Genomic DNA, 20273 nt, shown 5'->3' with positions numbered 1-20273 from the left:
ACGCTCAGCGCCACCGCCACGATGCCCGGAGACAATCGCTCCCGTTCGAGTACACGGACAGCGGCATTCGCCGCTCCCGACAGACCTGGGACATCGCGATACCGCACCCAGGGTCTGCCCCAACCGCGTTCCCGCGGCCGAAGTGAAGCTGGTGTTCTACGAGGCACGGCCCCTTCGGATCCAAGACATGGACGGCATCATCCCACAGCCCAAGATCGGCCGGACAGAACCTAGCGGGGCGGCCCCACTGGGCGAGGAGCCGTCCACGTGTGGACAGAGGTCCGGCCGCAGGCTCGACCGCATCCGCGGGGTACGGCACCGGGGCGGCCGGTCGGGGACCCAACCCGCTCGTGGAGGCGCCAGCTGGTGACGGGAGTCGTATGTATGCGGTTTTCCGCAGTGCCTGTACGTAGCACCGCCATGCCATTCTGTGACCGCCACCGCACTTCGCGGTCCGGTGGTCCGGCGGCACCCAAGCGGCGGGCGACCGACCGCGAACATGTAACGCCGAGAAAGGGATTGTCATGCGAAGAGGAATTCGGAAGGTCGCGGTCAGCGCCGTGCTTGCGTCCGCTGTTCTGATCGGCGGTATCGCTCAGGCACATGCCGCCAAGGCATCGGTCGGCAACACCGACCGGGCGAGCACCTCCGCCGCACCCGCCGGCCGGGAAGGCCCGGCGGCGGCAAACATCTGGATCTATGGCGGCAATTACCCCTCATATTTCGCGGCGATGGCAGCGTACGCCACTCTGGTGGGCTTTGGAATGGCCAGTCAGTACATGATCGAGGCCACTCCATACGAGACATACGACCTCTACTACCAGTGATCCCCTCCGCGTCGGGCCATGAGCCCGTGCGTAGTGAACCGGACCAGCGCGGCGCACTCCCCGCCGCTCGAACGGAATGGGTAAAACCATGAAGAGACTGACTCGCATCACTGATGTGCGCCGCGCCGCGGCGGGCGCTCTCACTGCAGTCCTGATGGCGGCCGGGGCGGTCGCCCTCGCCCCGGCGGCGCAGGCGGTGGACGAGCGGCCCGGGACTCGGGCGGCTACTGCCGAACAGCGCCCCACGAAGTCCGAGAACAAGGCTAAGGGCCAGGTGGGTGTCACCGCAGCCCGCTCCACCCAGGTCAAACTGATCAACTATTCCGGGACCAATCTGGTCAAGACATGGGATGAACTGCCCCACGGCTGCTGGACGACCGACATGCTGCCGCCCGATACCGTCGCCAATGGCGCGCAGCCCATATGGCAGAGCGAATCCTGCGGTTTCATGACCGGAACCGAGGGGAAGGTGACCTACGCGCTCCCCGGGGGCGGAGAGGTCCGCATGCACTGGAATAACCCCTACTCGGGATCCAACAGCTACAGTTGCGTCGTCCCGGCGGGATACCAGTGCGACAAGTACGGCGGCAGTGGGAACAACGCTTCGGTGACATTCGACCTCTGGAAGAAGGCATCGGCAGCGAAGAAGGCGCCCGGCGCGACCAAGGCCCGGGGCGCGGCGGCCAATCCGCTCACGGCCAATGCCGCGCGCAGCACCAATGTCACCCTGACCAATGTCTCGGGGCGGCTGCTCACTCGCTCCACCTCGCAACTGCACTGGGGCATCTGGTCCACCAACATGCTTCCGCCCTCCATCATCCAGTCCGGTATCTCCGGCAACTGGCAGAGCGAGTCCGACGGCTTCATGACCGGCACGGAGGGCGAGGTGAGTTTCAATGTGTCCGGGGAGACCAACAAGGTCAAGGTGTACTGGAACAACCCCTACTCGGGCAGCAACAGGTACTCCTGCACCGCTCCGTCCGGATTCGATTGCACCCATCAGGGCGGTAGTGGGAACAACGCCACGGTTGCCTTCACTCTGACGAAGCAGTGACAGTGCAGGCCTGGGCGGCCCCGTCCAGGGGATGAGTGCGGCGACCCCCGCCCGGCCCCACCGTCCGGACCACTCACGGATGCGACCGACCGTTCATGAGACCTCCGTGCCCCGCCGGATCACCGGCGGGGCACGGTGTGGTGTGCGGCGGGGGCCTGCACACGGCAATCGGTGACGAAACGGGGTGTCACTCGTTCACGGGGCCCGCCTCCCGCGCCAGCACCGCCACGAGCTGGGTCCGCCGGGCGATCCGCAGCTTCCTGTAGGCGTTGGTGAGATGCATCTCCACGGTGCGGCGGGTGAGACACAGCGAGGAGGAGATCCGTGCGTTGGTATGTCCCGCGGCGGCCAGTTCGGCGACCCGCCGTTCGGCCGCGGTCAGCGCCTGTCCGTTGTTGGTCTTCCGGGCGCCGCCCCGACGCAGCGCCTCCTCGGTCAGATCCAGGAGACGGCGGGCCCCCGACTTCTGCGCGGCGAGCCGCAGCGCCACGGCGTGCGCCTCGCGCAGGGTGTCGCGGCCCTTGCGGCCGTTGCCGGCATCGAGGCGGGCACGGCCGAGATCGACGAGGGTCTCCACGAGTTCCACCGGCGCGGGGGCCGAGCCGAGCAGTTCTGCAGCCTCGGTGAGGGATTCCAGGGCCAGCCTGCCGCCGAGAGCGGCTGCTTGGGCGCGCAGCGCCCGGCCGATGGTGCGCCCGGTTCCCCAGAGGCGGGCGTGGCGGAGTTCCTCCTCGGCGAGCTCGCGCGCCTCCTCTCGGCGTCCGAGCCGCGCCAGGGCGAACGCCGCCCCCGAGCGCCATGGTGTGGCGACCGGGCTGACGAAGTCACGGGCGCTCTGGCCGGCTCCACAGGCCAGGTGACCTTCGAGGGCGGCCCGCCAGTCGCCGTCCGCCTCGTGGAGCCGGGCGCGCGCGTAGCCAAGTTCGTTCCACTCCCAGGAGGTGTCGGCGCCGGACGGCTCGGTGACGGTCACCGCCTCCCATGCCTCGGCGCGCGCCCCGATCTCGGACCGGGCGAGCGCCACCATGGCCGCCAGATGGGGCAGCCGGACGCCCTGCCCGGCGGACAGCTCCACCCAGGCGACGTTCTCGTCGATGACGCGGCCGAACTCGCCGGCCCAGAGCGCCGCCTCGGCCCGTACGCTGAGCAGGCACTGGAGGCCCATGTCCGTCAGGTCGGGGGGGATCGGCGAGGAGGGCAGGCAGCGGGCGGCAAGTGCGCGCGCTTCCTCCAGACGGTCCGCCCACTGCAGAAGTGTGGCCGCGCTGCCGAGCCAGGCGGTGCGCAGGCGTTGGTCCACCGGTGCCTCCAGGCGCCGCTCGACCCTGGCCACCGCCTCCGCCGCCGAGCAGAGTCCGGCCCCGGCCTCGTACTCGGTGATCAGTCCGCACACCAGGGGCTCGATGGTGGGGGGAGCCACCGGGGCGAGCGCGCGCAGCGCGGAGACGGCGTCGCGCCAGGCTTCGGCTTCGTGCGAGGAGACGAGGGCGCCGAGCGCTTGCAGCACATGGACGAGCTCGTCGTCGTTGTCGGCGGCCCGGCCGACCTGGCGCAGGATCCGTAACGCGGCGTCGGGGTCCCGCCCCGCGACCAGGCCGGCGCTGAGCGCGCTCGCGGCGCTCGCGCGTTCCCGGAGATCGGTGTGGAGCTCCAGTCCGGTGTACAGCCAGCGGATTCCGGCGGTCACGTTGCCGGGAAGCTCCAGTGCGCCGAGGCGCATCGCGAGACCGGCGCGGCGGTCCGGGGCGAGCGGCCCGCTCAGGGCATGGCGCAAATACCCGGCGGACTCGTCGGGCCGGCCCGCGCGCAGCGTCTCGTCCGCCGCCTCCTCCAGGGAGCGGACCATCCATGCCTCCCCGGGCCGGTCCACATACAGGAGCCGGGCGGCGACGGCGGTGGCGGGCGCGCCCTCCTCGGCCAGCACTTGGGCTACGCGGGTGTGTAGCACGGCCAGTTCCTCGGGTTCGGCGGCGGCGAGAACGGCCTCCCTCGCGAGAGGGTGGCGCAACAGGGTGCCAAGGCGGTGGCCCATCGACGGGGAGCCGGGTGCGGGCCGGGCCGGACAGAGGCCGGTGTCCCGGTCGGAGAGGCCCGAGGCTGTCTCTCCCCCGGCCGCCACGGCGAGGGCTAGGCAAGCGTGACGAGAGCGCGGATCGGGGAGACCCCGGATCCAGCCGGTGATCGTCTCCCGGTAGCGGCTGCGCTCCGGCGCCAGGGACGAGCGGGAAGACGGTCCGTCGCGGAGATCGGCGACCAAGGCGCGCACCAGCGCCGGATTGCCCGCACCCGCCTCGATGCAGGTCGTGGTCTCCTGGGTACTCAGACCCGCCGCCCGCGCGATACGGACGACCGCGGGGGCGCTGAGCGGGCGCAGCTCGGCGGAAGTGCCCGTGTCCGCGGCTAACGCCGGGGGATCGGTGTAGCCCTCGCAGGTGGTGGTCACCAGGAGGACGGGAAGCTCGGCGATGCGGCGCGCCAGATAGCCGATCCAGTGCCGGGACGGTTCGTCGGCGTGGTGCAGATCATCCACCGCGAGTAGCACCGGGCGCTCGGTGGCGAGGCGGGCCAGCTGGGTCACCAGCCGGTGGTACAGCCACTGCTCGCTGTGTCCGGTGGGCGTGCCGAAAGGGACGCCGCCTATGTCCTCGGTTAAGAGCCGGCGGACGAGACCGTACGGGAACGCGGCCTCCTCCGGCGCGCCGCGCGCGTGCTTGACACGCATGCCGTCGGCGGTCTGCCGTCGTACGACCTCGTCGAGCAGGGCCGTCCTGCCCATGCCGGGCAACGCCCCAGTGACCCGTATCCAGCGTCCGTTGCCCGCCCGCGCGGCTTCCCCCGCTGCGGTGGCCGTGCCTAGTACCTCGTCCCGCTCCCACAGCACTGATCCCCACTCTCCTCGTTCTCGGCGACAGGATCTCTGTTCGGTTCCGGTTGTGTCGTTCCGGTGTGCAGGAGGTGTTATAGAGCGGATCGGTTGTCGGGACGGCCTCTCGGACGCGGAAATGAGCGTAAGGCGTCGTGCGGGATCACTTCGTTCCTCCCTCGCTGTTGGCGTTGCTGTGGGCGCCGGGGCGGGCGCTCCCCCTTCCTGCCCATCCCCGCATGCCGCCAGACCGGCGGATGATCTTTCGGCTGGTATGCCACCCCCGCCCGCGCGAAAGTGTTCGGGGTGATCGCGAGGCGGGGGAGGGAGCGCGGTGCCGGAGCCGTCATGGCGGGCGGGCACAGCGGACGGCCAAACCGTGGGAACACGGCCTGGGCAGCCAATAGAGGCCATTGCCGCCCACCGCGCCATCTGGAACAACACCTGGCAGCACACCAGCCCCGAGATTCGAAGTGCGGCAGGGTGCCGGTCACGGAGAGGAGGAGCACGACGAGGCGGTAGCAGGGGTCCGGCCAGGACGAGTCGGCGGTCCGCCACGCGGTGGCGACGGCGTCTGAGGAGGAGGGAGTCGAGGAACGAGCTGTCACCGAAGACGCGGATGGCGCTCCCCCGGGTCCAACAGAGCTTCTCGTAGCCCCGGCCCGCAGGCGTCCGACCAGCCGGCCGGGGTAGGCGGCTGACCGGCCCGCGCATCGGCGCGGCCGAAACTCAGGAGAGGACACGATCAGCGTGAGCGACGCCGAGCACCCGAAGCAGACCCCCGACGGAGCGGCCGAACTCCTGGTTCGCTGCTTGGAGAACGAGGGCGTCGAGGTGGTGTTCGGCGTACCCGGCGAGGAGAACATCCGTTTCACCAATGCCCTCGCCCGCTCGGAGAAGATCCGCTACGTCCTCACCCGGCACGAGCAGGCCGCGTCTTTCATGGCGGAGATGCACGGTCGACTCACCGGCTCGGCGGGTGTGATGTCCGCGACGCTGGGGCCCGGCGCGATCAACCTGATGCTGGGCGTGGCCGACGCTATGACGAACAGCACGCCCGTTGTCGCGATCACCGCGCAGGTCGGCAAGGAGCGCAACTACAAGGAGTCCCACCAGTTCGTGGACCTGGTGAGCATGTTCACCCCGGTCACGAAGTGGTCGGCGGAGGTCCCGGCTACCCAGGCCATTCCCGAGATGGTGCGGCGAGCGTTCAAGACCGCGGAGTCCGAGCGGCCCGGTGCCGTCTACCTTGCCGTGCCCGAGGACGTCGATGAGGCGACGGACGGCTCGGACCTGCGTCCGCTGCCCAGGAACATCGTGCAGCCCGAGGCACCGTCCCCGAAGCAGATCAAGCGGGCGGGGGAGTTGCTGCGGGAGGCCCGCCGGCCGGTGATCCTCGCCGGACACGGCGCGGCGCGCGGCGGCGCTGAGGAGTCGCTGGCTGCGTTCGCCACCGCACTCGACGTGTCGACGGCGACCACCTTCCACGGCAAGGGCGTCCTGCCCGACGACCACCCGTGTGCGACCGGCACGTTCGGCTTCATGCGGCGCGACTACACCAACTTCGGGTTCGAGGAGGCCGACGTCGTCATCGCCGTCGGCTACGAGCTGCAGGAGTTCGACCCGTCCCGGATCAACCCGGACGGTGACAAGAAGATCATCCATATCCACCGCGTCCCGGCGGAAGTGGACGACAGCTACTCGGTCGACGTCGGCATCATCGGCGACATCTCCGCCTCCCTCGACGCCCTCGCCACGGAACTCGACGGCCTGCGCTGGACCATCGACGACGAGGACACCGCGGCTATCCGCACGCTGCTGGCCAAGGAGCTCGAGCAGGGCGCGGCTGACGAGCGCTACCCGCTCGCCCCGCAGCGCGTCATCGCCGACACCCGCGCCGCGCTCGGGCGCGACGACATCGTGCTGGTCGACACCGGCGCGCTGAAGATGTGGATGGCCCGGCTCTACCCGACGTACGCGCCGAACACCTGCCTCATCTCCAACGGCTTGTCCACCATGGGCTTCTCGCTGCCCGGCGCGCTCGCGGTTCAGCTCGCCAGGCCGCAGACGAAGGTGTTGGCGGCTGTCGGCGACGGCTCGTTCCTCATGCACTCCCAGGAAATCGAGACGGCGGTTCGGGAGAACATCCCGCTGACCGTGCTGATCTGGGAGGACAACGGCTACGGGCTCATCAAGTGGAAGATGGACTTGGAGGCCGGGGAACACTCCAACATCGACTTCGGCAACCCGGACATCGTCCAGTACGCCCGCAGCTTCGGCGCGAAGGGCTACCACATCGAGTCCGCCGGGGAGCTTTTGCCGACGCTCCGTGAGGCACTGGCGGACCCGGGAGTGTCAATCATCAATTGCCCGGTGGACTATGCCGAGAACATGAACCTCATCGAGCACCTCGGGCACCTCGACTCGGCGCTCTGACCCGCCCGCGGCTCGGCCCTACCGTCGTACGGGCCGCGTGGCGGCCCTCCTGCAGGGGCGGCGCCCTCGGATCTGCGGCATCGCGTGGCATCTCCGCGGCGCGGGGTAGATGGCCACCGTGAGGATCGGACAGTCTGGGAGAGGAACTTCTATCGTGCGTGCTCGGAGCATAGGTGCGGCAGCCGCCACGGGGTTGGCGCTGGTGGCCGCCCGCGACCTCGTGCAGAAGAAGCACGCGCTGCTGAGGAACTTCCCCCTGGTGGGACACGCCAGGTATGTGCTGGAGACGATCGGCCCCGAGCTACGGCAGTACATCGTGACGTCCAACGATGAGGAGCGTCCCTTCAGCCGTGACCAGCGCAGCTGGATCTACGCGTCGGCGAAGGGTGAGAACAACTACGTCGGGTTCGGCACCGATAACGACATCGAGCACATACAGGGTCATGCATACGTGAAGCAGCGTACGTTCGCCGATGTGCTGCCCGATCTGAGCGACCCGCAGGCGGCGTTGCCCTCTGCCAAGGTACTCGGCGGACCGCGCGGCCGCGCCAAGGCGTTCCGCCCGGCGAGCGTCATCAACATCTCGGCGATGAGCCTCGGCTCGCTGTCCGGCGCGGCCGTCACGGCGCTCAACAAAGGCGCGGCGCTGGCCGGGACGATGCAGAACACCGGCGAGGGCGGCCTGTCGCCCTACCACCTCAACGGCGGGGACCTCGTCTTCCAGATCGGTACGTCGTACTTCGGATGCCGTAACGAGGACGGGACGTTCAACCTCGACAAGCTCAAGTCCGTGGTCGCGGGCGCGCCCGTTAAGGCGATCGAGATCAAGCTCTCGCAGGGCGCGAAGCCGGGGCTCGGCGGCATGCTGCCGGGTGTAAAGGTGACCGACGAGATTGCCGGGATCCGCGACATTCCCGCAGGCAAGGACTGCGTTTCGCCGTCGCGGCACACCGCGTTCCACGACGTCAATTCGATGCTCGACTTCGTGGAGCTGTTGGCTACGGAGACTGGATTGCCGGTCGGGATCAAGAGCGCCGTCGGGGAGATGGACTTTTGGGAGGAACTCGCCACCCTGATGGAGCGGGGCGAGAGAGGGGTCGACTTCGTGACCGTCGACGGTGGCGAGGGCGGCACCGGGGCGGCTCCTCTGATCTTCGCCGACTCGGTGTCCTTGCCGTTCCGTATGGGCTTCTCCCGCGTCTACGGCGTGTTCGCCGAGCGGGACCTGACCGACGACATCACCTTCATCGGCTCCGGCAAGCTCGGCCTGCCCGAGAACGCCGTCGTCGCGTTCGCCCTCGGCGTCGACATGATCAACGTGGGCCGTGAGGCGATGCTGTCCATCGGCTGCATCCAGGCCCAGAAATGCCACACCGACAAGTGCCCCACCGGCATCGCCACCCAGAACCCGTGGCTGGCGCGTGGCATCGACGTGCCCTCGAAGGGCATCCGGGCTGCGATGTACCTGCGCACCCTGCGCAGGGAGTTGCTGAAGGTCTCGGGCGCCGTCGGTGTCCCCCACCCGTCGCTCATCACCCCCGCCGACATAGACATCCTGAACGGCGACTACGACGCCCGCAGCCTGGGGGCTGTGTACGGCTACAAGGATGGCTGGGGCTCTCTCGGCCCGGAGCTCGTCCATGAGATCGCCGAACTGCTCACCCCCTGAGCCAGCTACTCGGCCACCTGCCTTCAACCGTCATCCCCTGCGCAGCACGTCCACCGAACGGAGCGCACCGAGTCGACGATGGCGCCCATCGCGGTGCCCACCGGCTGGATTCGGTGCGCACCGGGTGCGCAGTGCACCGCGTGCGCGAGCGCCAGGTGCTCATCGCACATCGCCTCCTGGGTGTCGGCAGTGTTCGGGTGCTCGCGGTCCGGGATCACGTTCACCGTGAACCGGACGATGCCCGGCGCCGCCGAGATGGGGGATTCCCGCGCCCGGTCCCGCAGCTCGGACAGCAGCGCGCACCCGACCATCCGCTTCGCCCGTTGTCCGCACACTACGCAGGTCAAAGACCACGTTCGGGCGACTGGCGTCGCCACTTTCTGTTCTCGTACCCGACAGTTGTCGCGCACGTGTGCGCCGACGCCCAGCTGTCAGGACCCACGACGAGCCTGGCAGAGGCGTGAAGCCCCTGGCTGTTGAGGTCATATACCGAGGCGACCTCGGATGTTCCGAAGCCAGGTCGCGTGCTGCTCGGTGGCCGCCGTAAGGACATGCCGGTCATAGGCAGGGCACAGAGGTGAGGCGACTGCGGACACGACAGCGACGGGCCGTGGCTCGCGCAGGCGTGAGCGAAGGCTTGCTCAACGCTCCGGACGCAGTCGTGGAACGGATCGGCTTTCTCTGATGCGCAGGATCAAGGCGACCGCGTCCTCCGAGCGGGTTCCGGGGGTCAGGATTTCCTGAAGGAGGAGGCCGCGAATCGCGGCGATGGTGACGGTGGCCACGTCCTGCGCTTCCTTCTTCTCGAGCCCTTCGCGTTCCGCGAGTGAGGACAGCATCAGGGTGAGGTCGCCGATGGACTCCACGAACCCACGGAAGTCCTCGGGGCCGTACGCGGCCAGTCCGACGACGTAGAAGAAGCCGCGGGCGCGCGACAGCTGCTCCGGCCGGCTGTAAGTACGCCAGATCGCCACGACGAGATCGTCGAAGGTGCCCTGCTGGGCGGCCTCCAATAGTGCCTCGTTGTCACGGGATCGCTGGGCCGTGAGCATGGCGGCCAGGACGCCCGGGAGTGACCCGAAGTGGTAGCGCAACAGGGCGTGGCTGGTCTCGATCCGGGCGGCGACCTCGCGGAGCGACATCTCCGGCGGGGGAAGGGCCTCGCCGAAGGCGTCGAGAAGCCGTGCCAGGAGTCGCTCGCGCGCGCTGCTCTTGCGTTCTGAGGTTGACAGGACCACTCCCACAGTTTATCCATTGGAAAAGAAAAGGTTGGCGGTTCCGTGTTGCTTCGCACATGGTCGCAGCCGGCACGCAACGGCGGAGGATCGACTATGGGACCTGTACATGTAGTCGGAGCGGCGGTCATCGACGGATCGGGGCGCGATCCCAGCAACAACGACATCACTGTCGAGAACGGCCGCATCACCCGGCCCGGCGCCTCCAGCGCGCACGGCGAGCGTCTCGACGCCGAGGGACTGACGATGACGCCCGGCCTGATCGACGCTCACGTTCACCTGGGCCTTTCGAGCCCGATCCAGCCGCACTTCTCGTTTCAGGTAAGCGCCGCCGAGATCGCGGCGGACATCTTCGCCACGGCCGGCGCGACGCTCGACGCCGGCTTCACCACCGTCCGTGACACCGGCGGGATCGACGGCGGTGTCGTCACCGCGATCGCGAAGGGCAAGGTCAGAGGGCCGCGCGTCCTGTCGTGCGGACCTGTTCAGTGCCAGATCGGCGGACACGGCTACTACGGAGCCGAATGGGAACCCACCGAGCTGTGGAGCAGCCACCACATCCCGGGCCTGTGCGCCCTCTCCATGATGGCGGGCAACGCGGACGAGCTGCGACGCAACGTCCGCGAAGCCTTCCGTCGCGGAGCCTCCTTCCTGAAGCTCTGCGTCACCGGCGGAGTGGTGGGCGCACATGATCGACTGACCGACACCCAGTTCACCGTCGAAGAGATCGCCGCTGCGGTTCAAGAAGCTGCGGCACGGAACACCTATGTGACCGTTCACGCCCACAACAACGAGGGCATACGCAATGCGGTCGAGGCCGGGGTGCGCTGTGTCGAGCACGGCACCAGCCTCGACGAATTCACAGCGGTCCTGATGGCCGCTCGCGAGGTCGCCCTCGTGCCCACGTTCGCTGTCGTCGAGCAACTGCTGCACGACACCGCCGGAGCCGGTCTCACAGAGTCGACCCGCGACCGAGTCGAGGGCGTACGCGAGCAGATGACGAAGGCCCTCGCCGTCGCCAAGCACGCAGGAGCACGGATCGGGCTGGGTTCCGACCTCATCGGTCCGGCCCAGGGCCGCCGGGGCAAGGAACTCAGCCTGCGTGCAGCCCTCGAAACGCCGATGGAAGCAATCGTGGCGGCGACCCGGACCAACGCCGAGATTCTCGGCCTGTCCGGCCAGGTGGAGGTCATCACTCCCGGCGCGCAGGCAGACCTCACTCTCTGGAACGGCAACCCGCTCGAAGACCCAGAACTGTTCTCCGACCCCAACAACGCCGTCCTCGTCATCCAGGCCGGCCAAATCGTGAAGGACCTCAGATGAGCACCATGTGGCAGGGCTGCCTCCCCTACACCGACTACTTCGAGATGCGCTCCAGCGGTGGGCACGACTACGGCGTCTGGGTCACCACGCCACCGAACTACGATCCTGCCGCGGCACAAGCACCTGTCGTGTACGTCCTCGACGGCAACTGGACCGTGGGCATGACCGCCCCACTCATCGTCACACAATTGGACCCCATGCAGTCCATTCGGCCCTACGTCCAAGTCAGCGTGGGCTACGCGGGCGAGGAAGCAGAGCATTGGGAAAGCCTGCGCAACCGCGACCTCGTGCCCCCCGGTGAACCCATCGCGAAGGAGTACGTCGATGCGGTGGAAATGGGGATCGAAACAGGCACGATGACACGCGAACAAGCCGACGTCTACCTCGCTGAACTGGGCGACAGCCGCGGGGACATGTTCCTGAACTTCCTCACCGACGACCTGCACCCGCGGATCGAACGCGACTACGGCACAGCCCCGAGCGGTCACGGTCTCTTCGGCTACTCCTACGGCGGACTCTTCAGCCTCTATGCTTGGCTCACCAAGAGCACCTTCTTCGAGAGCATCGGCGCGGGCAGCCCCGGCATCATCAACGGGGACAGCCAGGTCTTCGCCCTTCTTCGAGCCATGGGTGACACCCTGCCTGCTGCCAAGCTTCACGTGACCTTCAACGACCGGGAGATCCTCGGAGACCTGGCGGTCTACCAGAATCTCGCGAAGAACGCGGCCACGTTCCTTCACCGCATCCCCTCACGCAGCGGATCCGTCACCAGCGCACTCATGCACGAAACGCACGTGACCGGGCTGCAGGCATCGTTCCTCAGCTATCTCAGGACCTGCCGTGCCCAGTAACCCTGACCGCCACGGCACTGCCTGACTGGCGCGCTGGGTGGCGCTCGCGGGCCCGCGCCGCCGCCCAGCGCGGGTGCCATCCATGTCGCATTCATGTGTGAGACAACTTCTCTGGAGGTGTGCGGGTGACCGAGCGGGACTTCGCCGGCGCGACGACCCCTGCCGTGGGTATCGCCGGAGTACTCAGGCGACGGCTGCCCGCCGGCCGGGTGGTGACTGATCCGGACATCGTCGCCGGTCTCTCCCACGACCAGGCGGTGTGGGCGCCTGTCGGCCGAGCGGTGGCCGTCGTGCGAGCCAAGAGCACCGACGAGGTCCGCACCGTGGTTCGTGCCTGCCTGGAGCAAAGCGTCCCGGTGGTCGCCCGCGGCGCCGGTACTGGATTGTCAGGGGGCGCCAATGCTGTCGAAGGCTGCGTGATCCTCGCGCTGGACGGCATGGATCGGGTGCTGGAGGTCGACGAGCTGGAGCGCATCGCCGTCGTGCAGCCCGGTGCGGTCAACGACGACCTGCGCGCCCACGTAGCGACGCTCGGCCTGTGGTACCCGCCTGACCCCGCCAGTTCGCCCTGGTCGACCATCGGAGGGAATGTCGCGACGAACGCCGGCGGAGTGTGCTGCCTCAAGTACGGCGTCACGCGCGACTACGTCCTCGGTTTGGAGGTCGTGACCGGCACGGGCGAGGTGGTCCGGCTCGGGCGCCGTACGTCGAAGGGAGTCGCCGGCTACGACCTTGTGGGCCTCATGGTGGGCGCCGAGGGCACGCTTGGCGTCGTCACCGAGATCACGGTCCGGCTGCGACGACTGCCCCCGGTCGGCGTGACCGCCATCGGCTACTTCGACAGCGTCGCGCAGGCCGGTGATGCGGTGCGTGCGACCGCTGCCGCCGGGCTACGGCCGGCCGCGCTGGAACTCGTCGACCGGCACTGTCTTCGCGCGGTCGACGCCTGGAAGAACATGGGGCTCTCCGCCGAGGCGGACGTGGTCCTTCTGGCCCGCTTCGACGATGAGGGCCCGGCCGCCGAGGACGGTGCCCGCCGCATCGTCGACTGCTTCCGCGAGGCCGGCTCCACCTGGGCGGACCGGTCGGAGACAGCCGAAGAGGCCGAGATCCTCTTCGCGGCCCGCCGACTGGCCTTCCCTGCGCTCGAGCGGCTGGGGCCGGTACTCACGGAGGACGTCTGTGTGCCCATCGGGGCGGTGGCGGAGATGCTGGCCCGCATCGACCGGACCGCGGAGAGGCACCGGATCACCATCGCTAACATCGCGCACGTCGGCGACGGCAACTTGCATCCGCTGCTGGTGACGGAACACGGTGACGCGGCGGCTCAGGTCCGAGCCCGCGCGGCGTTCGACGACATCATCGCGGACGCCCTTGAACTGGGCGGGACGGTGACCGGCGAGCACGGTGTGGGACTGCTCAAGCGTCCCGGCCTCACCCGTGAACTCGGCCCCGCCGTGCTGGAGATGCATCGCGCGGTGAAGCGTGCTCTCGACCCGGCCGGGATTCTCAACCCCGGCAAAGTCTTCGGGCCTGCATGATCCTGGTGAGGATCGTTGAGGAAACACGGACCGGATTCTGTCCGGGGCCGACTCCTCCGGCGGGCTTCGTCACGCCGGAGGAGCCGCAGCTGGTCGGCCCCCATCGGCGGGAAATGAAAAGGGCCGTCCCGAGCTGTCTCTCAGGTCTCCCTGATCTCTACGGTCAAACACCCCTTCTTTCCCGCAACCCGCGTCCCCCTTGTCGTCCTGCGCCAAGGACGCGGCGAGGATTCCTTCGGTGACTCGTGACGACATGTCGGCAAGCGTCCGCGAAGGAACCCTGAGGTTCCTTCGATTACCCCACACGACATGACCATAGGCGACATGGATGGGCATCCCAGGATGCCCATCCATTGATCATTTCCGCAGGTCAGAGCCCTGCGGATGGTACGCCCTCTCTATGCACTGAAAAGCCGTCACCCAGCCCTCCCGCCGCTCGGGTGGCCCTGCGGACCTCGCGCAGGCGCTCCGGTCCTCGGGGGGTGTTACTCACGCTGGCGCTCAACGCGGGTGCAGTCCCTGGCTGATGACGACAGCAGCAAGGCACGGCCGTCGCCCGACATGGTTGCGGTGGCCCTGGCGGACAGTGACCAACCGCGGGCCCAGGGACTGGCGTTCCATGGTTGATGTTCCATCAGGATGCCGTTATCGCCTGCGTAATTTCATCGCCCTCACACGCCGCGTGAGTGACGTCGTCACCCGTGCCGCCGCGCAGGCCGATCCAGTCCACCCTGGCCGTGGTGATCGGTTAATCCCGACCCTGCTGAGCTGGAGGACACGCAGGCACCCGGCCGCGGAACACGGTCTGCTCGCCATGATGTGCCTACGCTGAACGCCAGATGCGGCGCCCCTCCCGGCGCAGCACCGCTTTCTTCCCATGCGGGGCGGCTTCAGCGCGGTGGGCGGAGAGCCGGTCGAGGTCGTCCAGTGTCCAGGTGGCGGCGCCGGACTGCCTGCGGCTGATCCGGAGCGGGCCCGGTAGGCCTGGGTGATCTCACGGACGCGGGTCAAGTCGTCCAGGTCCGCGTCGGCCAGCCGCGCAGGAGGGTGCCGCGCTCGGTCGGCGGGAGGTCAGGGGCGGCGCCGTCTCATGGAAGCGACCCCCTGCATAGCCTGCCGGGGGTCGCTTTCATGAGAGTGGCACGCCGGCAGGTCGTGCTCAGTCGGCTTGGACTTCGCGATCTTCTTGATCTCGTGGCGCCTGCCCGATGCCGATCCCCGTCCACGTCGTGGGCGATCGAGTTACTGCCCGAGAAGACCGGCGGCCGCGGGATCTCCGTCGTCTACAGGTTCAACGCCGACTTGGACGCGGCGCTGATCCGCCCCACCCCGGGAAGCAGTGGGCCGAGCGCGGCGGCAAGCACAAGGATGGCCGACGCGGAGGCGCGGGTGCCGTGCCCGCAGCACAGTGTCTGGCCCGGGTCGGGGCTGTGCCCCTCCCGTGGGGAGGCCGGGAGGGACGTTCGGGCCCTGCCCGCTCTACAGGCGGGCAGGGCCCGATGGATGCGGGAAACGGGGAATCCTGCAGGACCAACGATGCACCGGTTCAGGCCACATGGACAGTGCTGTGACCGAAATCAATCCACCACGTGTCTCCCGCTCGACAGCCTGACGGCTCTCGGTGTTCCGGCCGAAGCCGTGGTGGTGTGTCATGGGGAAGGTGCTGAGACGACCGCTCAGGAGGGCGCTCGGGTAGCGTGAACGTCCTGGGCAGCCCGCCCTTGTATTTCGGGTAGAGCGAGTCGAAGTCGTTGGTGTTGAAGTTGTGGATCACATCGCGGACCCGGTCGTCGCTGGTGAACGACACTTCGGCGATCTTCGCCAGGGGGATCCCCTGCGCGGACAGCAGAACCATCTGGGCCCGCCGCCAGGTCACCACCGACCCGGTGCCCCTGCGGACAATCCGCAGCAGTCGCCGGCCCTCGTCATCGTCGATCTCCCGGACCTGCACTCGTTCAGCCGCGTGATCATTCTGGCCGTCCGGTTGCCGCGCCGGGCGACACCGGCCTGTTGACCGGACTACGGGAGGACACGCCGGGCGGGAGCGCATCCCCGCTCAGGCGCCGACGGCTTCTACGACTGGGCGGTGGCGTCGGACCGCCGCTCGGCCAGGGTGCAACCGGTTCCCGCCCGGAGCCGGCCGGGTGGTCAGTCCAGTGCGGGACGTGTGCGGCGTGGTGCTATGGCCGCCCCCGGCCCGCCCCCGCTGCACCCGGCCAGCAGCCTCGGAGCCTGCCCGGCCACCGAGGCTGCCGGACCGGCCGGTCACGTTGGGCCCCCTCCCGGTCCGGCAGCCCCATCCTCGGCACTGCGTTCTCATGGTCCGCCCAGACGATTGCGGGTTGCGGCATTGCGCGGCGCAACGCCGCGGCTTCGACGGCCTTGCCGATTCGGGAGCCGAGGCGTTCGCGTCGATGGGCGTGCAACGGAAGCCGCCGCCTCGTGCTTCCACCGCGCGGCGATGACTCCCGGCGAACTCCCGCACCCGCCCTGGCCCGTGAGGACCAGGGCGGGCCCGGTGTAAGCACGGTGAGATGCCGGATGGGCCGTGCTGGTAGGGAGCGCCGGTTGCGGCTTATGCGCGGTGGAGTTTCCAGTCGGCGACGTTCTGGGCCCGGTTGTAGTAGGCGTTGGTGCACACGTCGTACTTGCCGCCGCCGGGTCCGCCTCCGTTCGTCTCCAGGAAGCCGCCGTTGTCGCCGTAGGTGTTCCACAGGTGGATCACGTCACCGGTCCGGACCTGTTGGTCACCGGGAGTGGAGGACTGGGCGAAAAGACGCCAGCGGCCGGTGCCGGGAGCGCGGTCCTGGTCCTTGGACGTCGAGACGTTGTACTTGCCACCGCTGTTCTTCTGGTCGACGGTTGCGTGCCCGTTGGTGTCGAGGTAGCCGCCGTCACTGCCGTACAGGTTCCGCAGGTAGATGAGGTCCCCGCTGACCACGGTGGCACCCACGGCCTTGCCGGCGGCGGAGAGGACCTCCCAGGTACCCGTGCCCTCTCCGCGAGTGCGCGAGTCCGCCGTGGACACTGCGTACTTCGCCCTGCTGTCGCTGCTGTGGCCGTTGGTGTCCAGGTAGCCGCCCGCCTAGCTGTTCTAGCCGTTCTGCAGGTGGACCTTGTCCCCGTACTTCAGCTCGTTCGCCACGCTTTTCCTCTGGTCGATGTAAGGCATGCGAACGGCTCTGGCCCCGGTGGCCAGGTCATCCCTCCGCAGCGATCCGAGGGCGCCCCCTTCCAGGCCGAGCAGGGCCACGTTGACGCCGCGGGCAGCCAGTTCCTTGGCGATGGCCTTGCCGAGTCCGCGGGCGCCACCGGTCACGACGGCTGTGCGACCGCTGAGGATCCGCTTGCGGTCAGTCATGGCGGTTCTCCAGGTGTATGCGCGGATGGGCGCCTGCTCGGAGGCTCACCAGATCGCCGGTCGCCGACCAGAGCCTGGTGGTTCCGGCTGGGGCGACAATCTCGTCATGTCAGGAATGAATACCCGCACATGGTGGATATGACCATCGTGGCGAACCCCTCGCTGACCACCAGCCCCGTGCGTTGCGGCCTCAGCGCTCGCAGCGGCGGGCAGGAGGTGGTGGAGGCAACACAGAGCCGAGCAGACGTCCCGATCGCCCCGGATGCGACGCATCGGCGCAGTGCGGCGACGGGCCCGGGCTGCGCGCCCGACCACACGCCAATACTCGCGACACGTCGGTCGAAGCGGTTGCGAAGGCCCTGCCCCTCTCCTGGCCGAGCACGAGCGCATGGTCATGGGAGACGCGTTCGCGCACAGCGCCTGTCAGCTTTGAAAGGGACCGAGGCAGGAGAGGCGCCTGGTCCTGCGTGACACCAAGACCTGCGGGAGTCCCGTACCTCCACTGTGGGAAAGGTAGCTCCTGCTGGGGGCTCCGGCTGGCTCTCGAGCGCTATGGTGCGGTGCTGAGGGCCCGATCAGTGGATCATGGGTTCGTCGGGATGCGGATGGCGAGCACGGCGACGTCGTCGTCGTTGTCGGCAGGTCGTGAGTGTACGAGCAAGTGGTCGACCAGGTCGTCGAGTTGTCGATGGCGCAGGTCGGCGGCGTCGTTCTTCAGCGTTGCAGGCCCGCGTCCATGGGTTGGCGGCGGGACTCGATGAGGACGTCGGTGTAGAACAGGATCGTCGTGCCGGGGTGCAGGTGGACGTGGCCTTGGGGCCGCGGCCGAGTGCCGCAGGTGCCGAGGAGGATCCCTTTGCTGTCGCCGAGGAAGCGTGTCCTGCCGGCGGGGTCGAGCAGCAGGGGAGGTGGGTGGCCCGCGTTAGTCCAGTTCAGGGCCCTGCCGCCGGATGGGGCGGTCTCCAGCCTCGCGAGGACCAGGGTGGCCATGGAGACGTCGGTGATGTGGCCCATGGCCTGGTCCAGGCGCTGGACGGTGTGGTGCGGCGGGCCGTCCTGGGCCCAGGTGTAGGCGCGCAGCATGTTGCGGAGCTGGGCCATACCGGCAGCGGCTTCCAGGTCGTGCCCGACGACGTCTCCGACGACCAGTGCGGTGTCCCCGTTGGGGAGAGGGAAGGCGTCGTACCAGTCGCCACCGACGTGGGAGGCGTCCGGGGCGGGAATGTACCGTGCCGTCATCTCCACGCCGGTCAATTGCGGAAGCTGGGGCAGCAGGTAGCGCTGCATGGTCGCGGCGACCTGGCGTTGGCGCTGGTAGTGGCGGGCGTTCTCCAGGGCGATGCCGATGCGTCGGCCGATGTTCTCCAGCAGGTCCAGGTCGGCCGGCATGAACGGCTCCTCGGCAGCCGTGCGCCCGAGAGTGATGGCGCCCAGGACCTCGCTCGGCCCCTTTACCGGGGCGATGGCCGCCGTCTCGATGCCGGTGACGGCGAACAGCTTCCGCTGCGCCACTGCAACTGCGCTGTCGGCCGGTCCGGCATACGTCTTGGGTCCGGCGAGGGCGGAGGACACGCCGCGCAACGCCTTGGACAGCGGCGTGGGGGCTTGCGAATACGCAACGCACTTCCCCCGTTGTTGTGCGTTCCTCGGGCCAAACACTGTGACTGGTTCGGGGGGGCGGGCTGTTGCGGAGGGGGAGAGCGAGCGGTGCCGGAGCGCGAGTACCAGCGGCTGATGGAGCGCTACCGGAGGCGGCGGACCCGGCGGGAGCTCGGGCTCGAACCCTGGTCGCTCCCCTTCGGCCGGGGCGGGCGCGGATCCGAGCGGGTCCGGCAGGTCGACGTCGACACCGCGCTCCAGGGGTGCGCGGGCACGTACCAGAAGATCCGCGCGGGCCGGTTGCGTCCCTCGCCGGACCTCTACCTGCGTCTGGCGCAGCTGCTCGGCTTCAGCCACGAGGACACCGCCATCGGGCACCTGGAGCTGTTCCGGACCGAGCCGGTGCTGCCTCCCGCAGTGCCCTCGCCGCACCTGGGCCGCCTGATCGGCGGTCAGCGCGAGATCGCGTGCGCGATCACTCCCGACGGGCGCCGGGTGGTGGCCAACGCGGCCTTCGCGGCGCTGTTCCCCGAAGGCGGGCCGCCGGCCAACCTGTGGCGCTGGGCGCTGTTCAGCCCCGACGCGGAGGAGCTGCTGCTGTACTGGGCGCAGGCATGGGCCCCGCGCCTGCTAACCGAGGTCAAGCTGATGTGCCACCGCGCGCAGCGGGACAGCGCGGCTCTGAGCCTCCTGTCCGAGGTCGCCGACGACGCCCGGCTGCGGACGGTCGAGGAGACCGGCAGAGGGCTCGACGGCGCGTCCCTGCCACTGCGCCACCCGGCGCTCGGCAGCGGGACCGCGCACCTGCTCACCTCCCGGACCACCGGCGCGAGCATCCTGACACTCATTTTCGAACCCGACGCTGAGGAGCTGTGATGGACATCCTGATACCGGAGGACCCGGTGTTCATGACGCGGTTCCTGGAGATGGAGGAACCCCTCCTGCACTCCCTATACTACCTCCACCTCGATTACCTGCTGATGGACTAGGCCGAGACGATCCGCCGGGCTTACGAGGGCTGGGGCAGCATCCAGGCCGCGATGCCGAAGTTCCTGAGCTGGCACACGCCGACCGCATTCGAGCTCGCCAAGCCCCGCTGGGAGTCGGAGGGCTACCGCCTCCACAGCCCCAAGGGTGAGCAGCTGATCAGCCTGTTCACGGTGGAGGTGAGCGTCGAGAGCATCAGCGACCTGACGGCGTGCCTCGCCCTGCTTGAAGGGGCCGAGAACGACCTGGGTGGGCCGCTGGCCGGCGCGCTTCAAGAGATCAGGGAACCACGGGAGCGGGACCTGGTCGACAACTTCCGCCGGGTCCTGCGGGCGTTGCAGATACCGGCACCCCCCGCCCTGCTCGCGGCCCTGGAACAAGCGGCACCAGCCGGACCGCAGCGGGAAATCTCCCTCGATGGTGGGCAGCACGCCGAGTACGTGGCCTACCGCGACAAGTTCTGTTTCGCCCTGAGCACCGGCGAATGGTTCATGTACACGATGCACCGGTCCCTGTACCTCTGACCC

The 20273-nt window shown here is 68.7% G+C and carries 15 protein-coding genes and 1 pseudogene; 9 read left to right on the top strand and 7 right to left on the bottom strand.

Translation table 11 applies throughout. From position 1 onward, the window contains the following. The first annotated feature begins 524 nt into the window (after positions 1–524). Entirely contained in the window at positions 525–827 is a 303-nt protein-coding gene (locus tag IF17_RS0112785) for a hypothetical protein (protein WP_157851152.1), read from the top strand. An 88-nt stretch (positions 828–915) separates the two neighbouring features. Beyond that, positions 916–1881: an aegerolysin family protein gene (locus IF17_RS1000000137725; RefSeq protein ID WP_167344516.1), complete on the top strand. Its 966-nt coding sequence runs from the start codon at positions 916–918 to the stop codon at positions 1879–1881. A gap of 187 nt (positions 1882–2068) precedes the next feature. Here the strand turns inward: IF17_RS1000000137725 and IF17_RS0112775 are convergent, their stop codons facing one another. Next, positions 2069–5158, bottom strand: a complete 3090-nt coding sequence (locus IF17_RS0112775) for a LuxR C-terminal-related transcriptional regulator (protein WP_244890487.1) — start codon at positions 5156–5158, stop codon at positions 2069–2071. Positions 5159–5494: 336 nt separating this feature from the next. Here IF17_RS0112775 and IF17_RS0112770 point away from each other — a divergent pair, with 336 nt between their 5' ends. Together IF17_RS0112770 and IF17_RS0112765 are read left to right on the top strand one after the other, a co-directional pair. Beyond that, positions 5495–7180 (top strand): acetolactate synthase large subunit, encoded by a 1686-nt coding sequence (locus IF17_RS0112770; RefSeq protein WP_030565237.1) that lies wholly within the window; start codon positions 5495–5497, stop codon positions 7178–7180. Between the two features lie 154 nt (positions 7181–7334). Continuing rightward, on the top strand, positions 7335–8849 hold the full coding sequence (locus tag IF17_RS0112765; RefSeq protein WP_030565235.1) for an FMN-binding glutamate synthase family protein: 1515 nt from the start codon (positions 7335–7337) through the stop codon (positions 8847–8849). A gap of 23 nt (positions 8850–8872) precedes the next feature. Here the strand turns inward: IF17_RS0112765 and IF17_RS1000000138950 are convergent, their stop codons facing one another. After that, a complete protein-coding gene (locus IF17_RS1000000138950) occupies positions 8873–9160 on the bottom strand; it encodes a hypothetical protein (protein WP_030565234.1) in 288 nt (95 codons plus the stop codon). Positions 9161–9490: 330 nt separating this feature from the next. Further along, a complete protein-coding gene (locus tag IF17_RS0112755; protein WP_030565233.1) occupies positions 9491–10087 on the bottom strand; it encodes a TetR/AcrR family transcriptional regulator in 597 nt (198 codons plus the stop codon). Between the two features lie 42 nt (positions 10088–10129). On the opposite strand from IF17_RS0112755, the gene IF17_RS0112750 reads away from it, so the two are divergent. The 3 genes from IF17_RS0112750 (at position 10130) to IF17_RS0112740 (ending at position 13799) form a co-directional block, all read left to right on the top strand. After that, complete coding sequence (locus IF17_RS0112750) at positions 10130–11407, top strand: metal-dependent hydrolase family protein (protein WP_244890469.1); 1278 nt, start codon at positions 10130–10132, stop codon at positions 11405–11407. After that, positions 11404–12258 carry an alpha/beta hydrolase gene (locus IF17_RS0112745; RefSeq protein WP_030565231.1) on the top strand — a complete coding sequence of 285 codons (855 nt, stop codon included), beginning with the start codon at positions 11404–11406 and terminating at the stop codon, positions 12256–12258. Before IF17_RS0112750 ends, IF17_RS0112745 begins: the two co-directional genes overlap by 4 nt. A gap of 170 nt (positions 12259–12428) precedes the next feature. Then, positions 12429–13799: an FAD-binding oxidoreductase gene (locus IF17_RS0112740; RefSeq protein WP_051883998.1), complete on the top strand. Its 1371-nt coding sequence runs from the start codon at positions 12429–12431 to the stop codon at positions 13797–13799. A 1684-nt stretch (positions 13800–15483) separates the two neighbouring features. On the opposite strand, the pseudogene IF17_RS1000000139750 reads toward IF17_RS0112740, so the two are convergent. From IF17_RS1000000139750 to IF17_RS01000000136375, 4 genes and pseudogenes are all read right to left on the bottom strand, one after another. Next, positions 15484–15750 (bottom strand): annotated as a pseudogene (locus tag IF17_RS1000000139750) (helix-turn-helix domain-containing protein); the annotation flags it as partial. Positions 15751–16374: 624 nt separating this feature from the next. After that, a complete protein-coding gene (locus IF17_RS1000000139465; RefSeq protein WP_237667267.1) occupies positions 16375–16827 on the bottom strand; it encodes a hypothetical protein in 453 nt (150 codons plus the stop codon). Between the two features lie 66 nt (positions 16828–16893). Further along, positions 16894–17160: an SDR family NAD(P)-dependent oxidoreductase gene (locus tag IF17_RS1000000140355; RefSeq protein WP_032771887.1), complete on the bottom strand. Its 267-nt coding sequence runs from the start codon at positions 17158–17160 to the stop codon at positions 16894–16896. A gap of 714 nt (positions 17161–17874) precedes the next feature. Then, positions 17875–18732, bottom strand: coding sequence for a PP2C family protein-serine/threonine phosphatase (locus IF17_RS01000000136375; RefSeq protein WP_342342160.1), 858 nt, complete (start codon positions 18730–18732; stop codon positions 17875–17877). 135 nt (positions 18733–18867) lie between these two features. On the opposite strand from IF17_RS01000000136375, the gene IF17_RS0112720 reads away from it, so the two are divergent. Both IF17_RS0112720 and IF17_RS01000000136370 read left to right on the top strand, forming a co-directional pair. Beyond that, a complete protein-coding gene (locus IF17_RS0112720; protein WP_030565226.1) occupies positions 18868–19635 on the top strand; it encodes an MmyB family transcriptional regulator in 768 nt (255 codons plus the stop codon). Positions 19636–19799: 164 nt separating this feature from the next. Beyond that, positions 19800–20270, top strand: a complete 471-nt coding sequence (locus tag IF17_RS01000000136370; RefSeq protein ID WP_244890468.1) for a hypothetical protein — start codon at positions 19800–19802, stop codon at positions 20268–20270. Positions 20271–20273: the final 3 nt, after the last annotated feature.

Source organism: Streptomyces cyaneofuscatus, from assembly GCF_000718135.1.
Classification (GTDB): Bacteria; Actinomycetota; Actinomycetes; order Streptomycetales; family Streptomycetaceae; genus Streptomyces; species Streptomyces cyaneofuscatus.
Note: the sequence above shows the minus strand (reverse complement) of the source record. Positions and strands in the feature narration are given on the sequence as shown.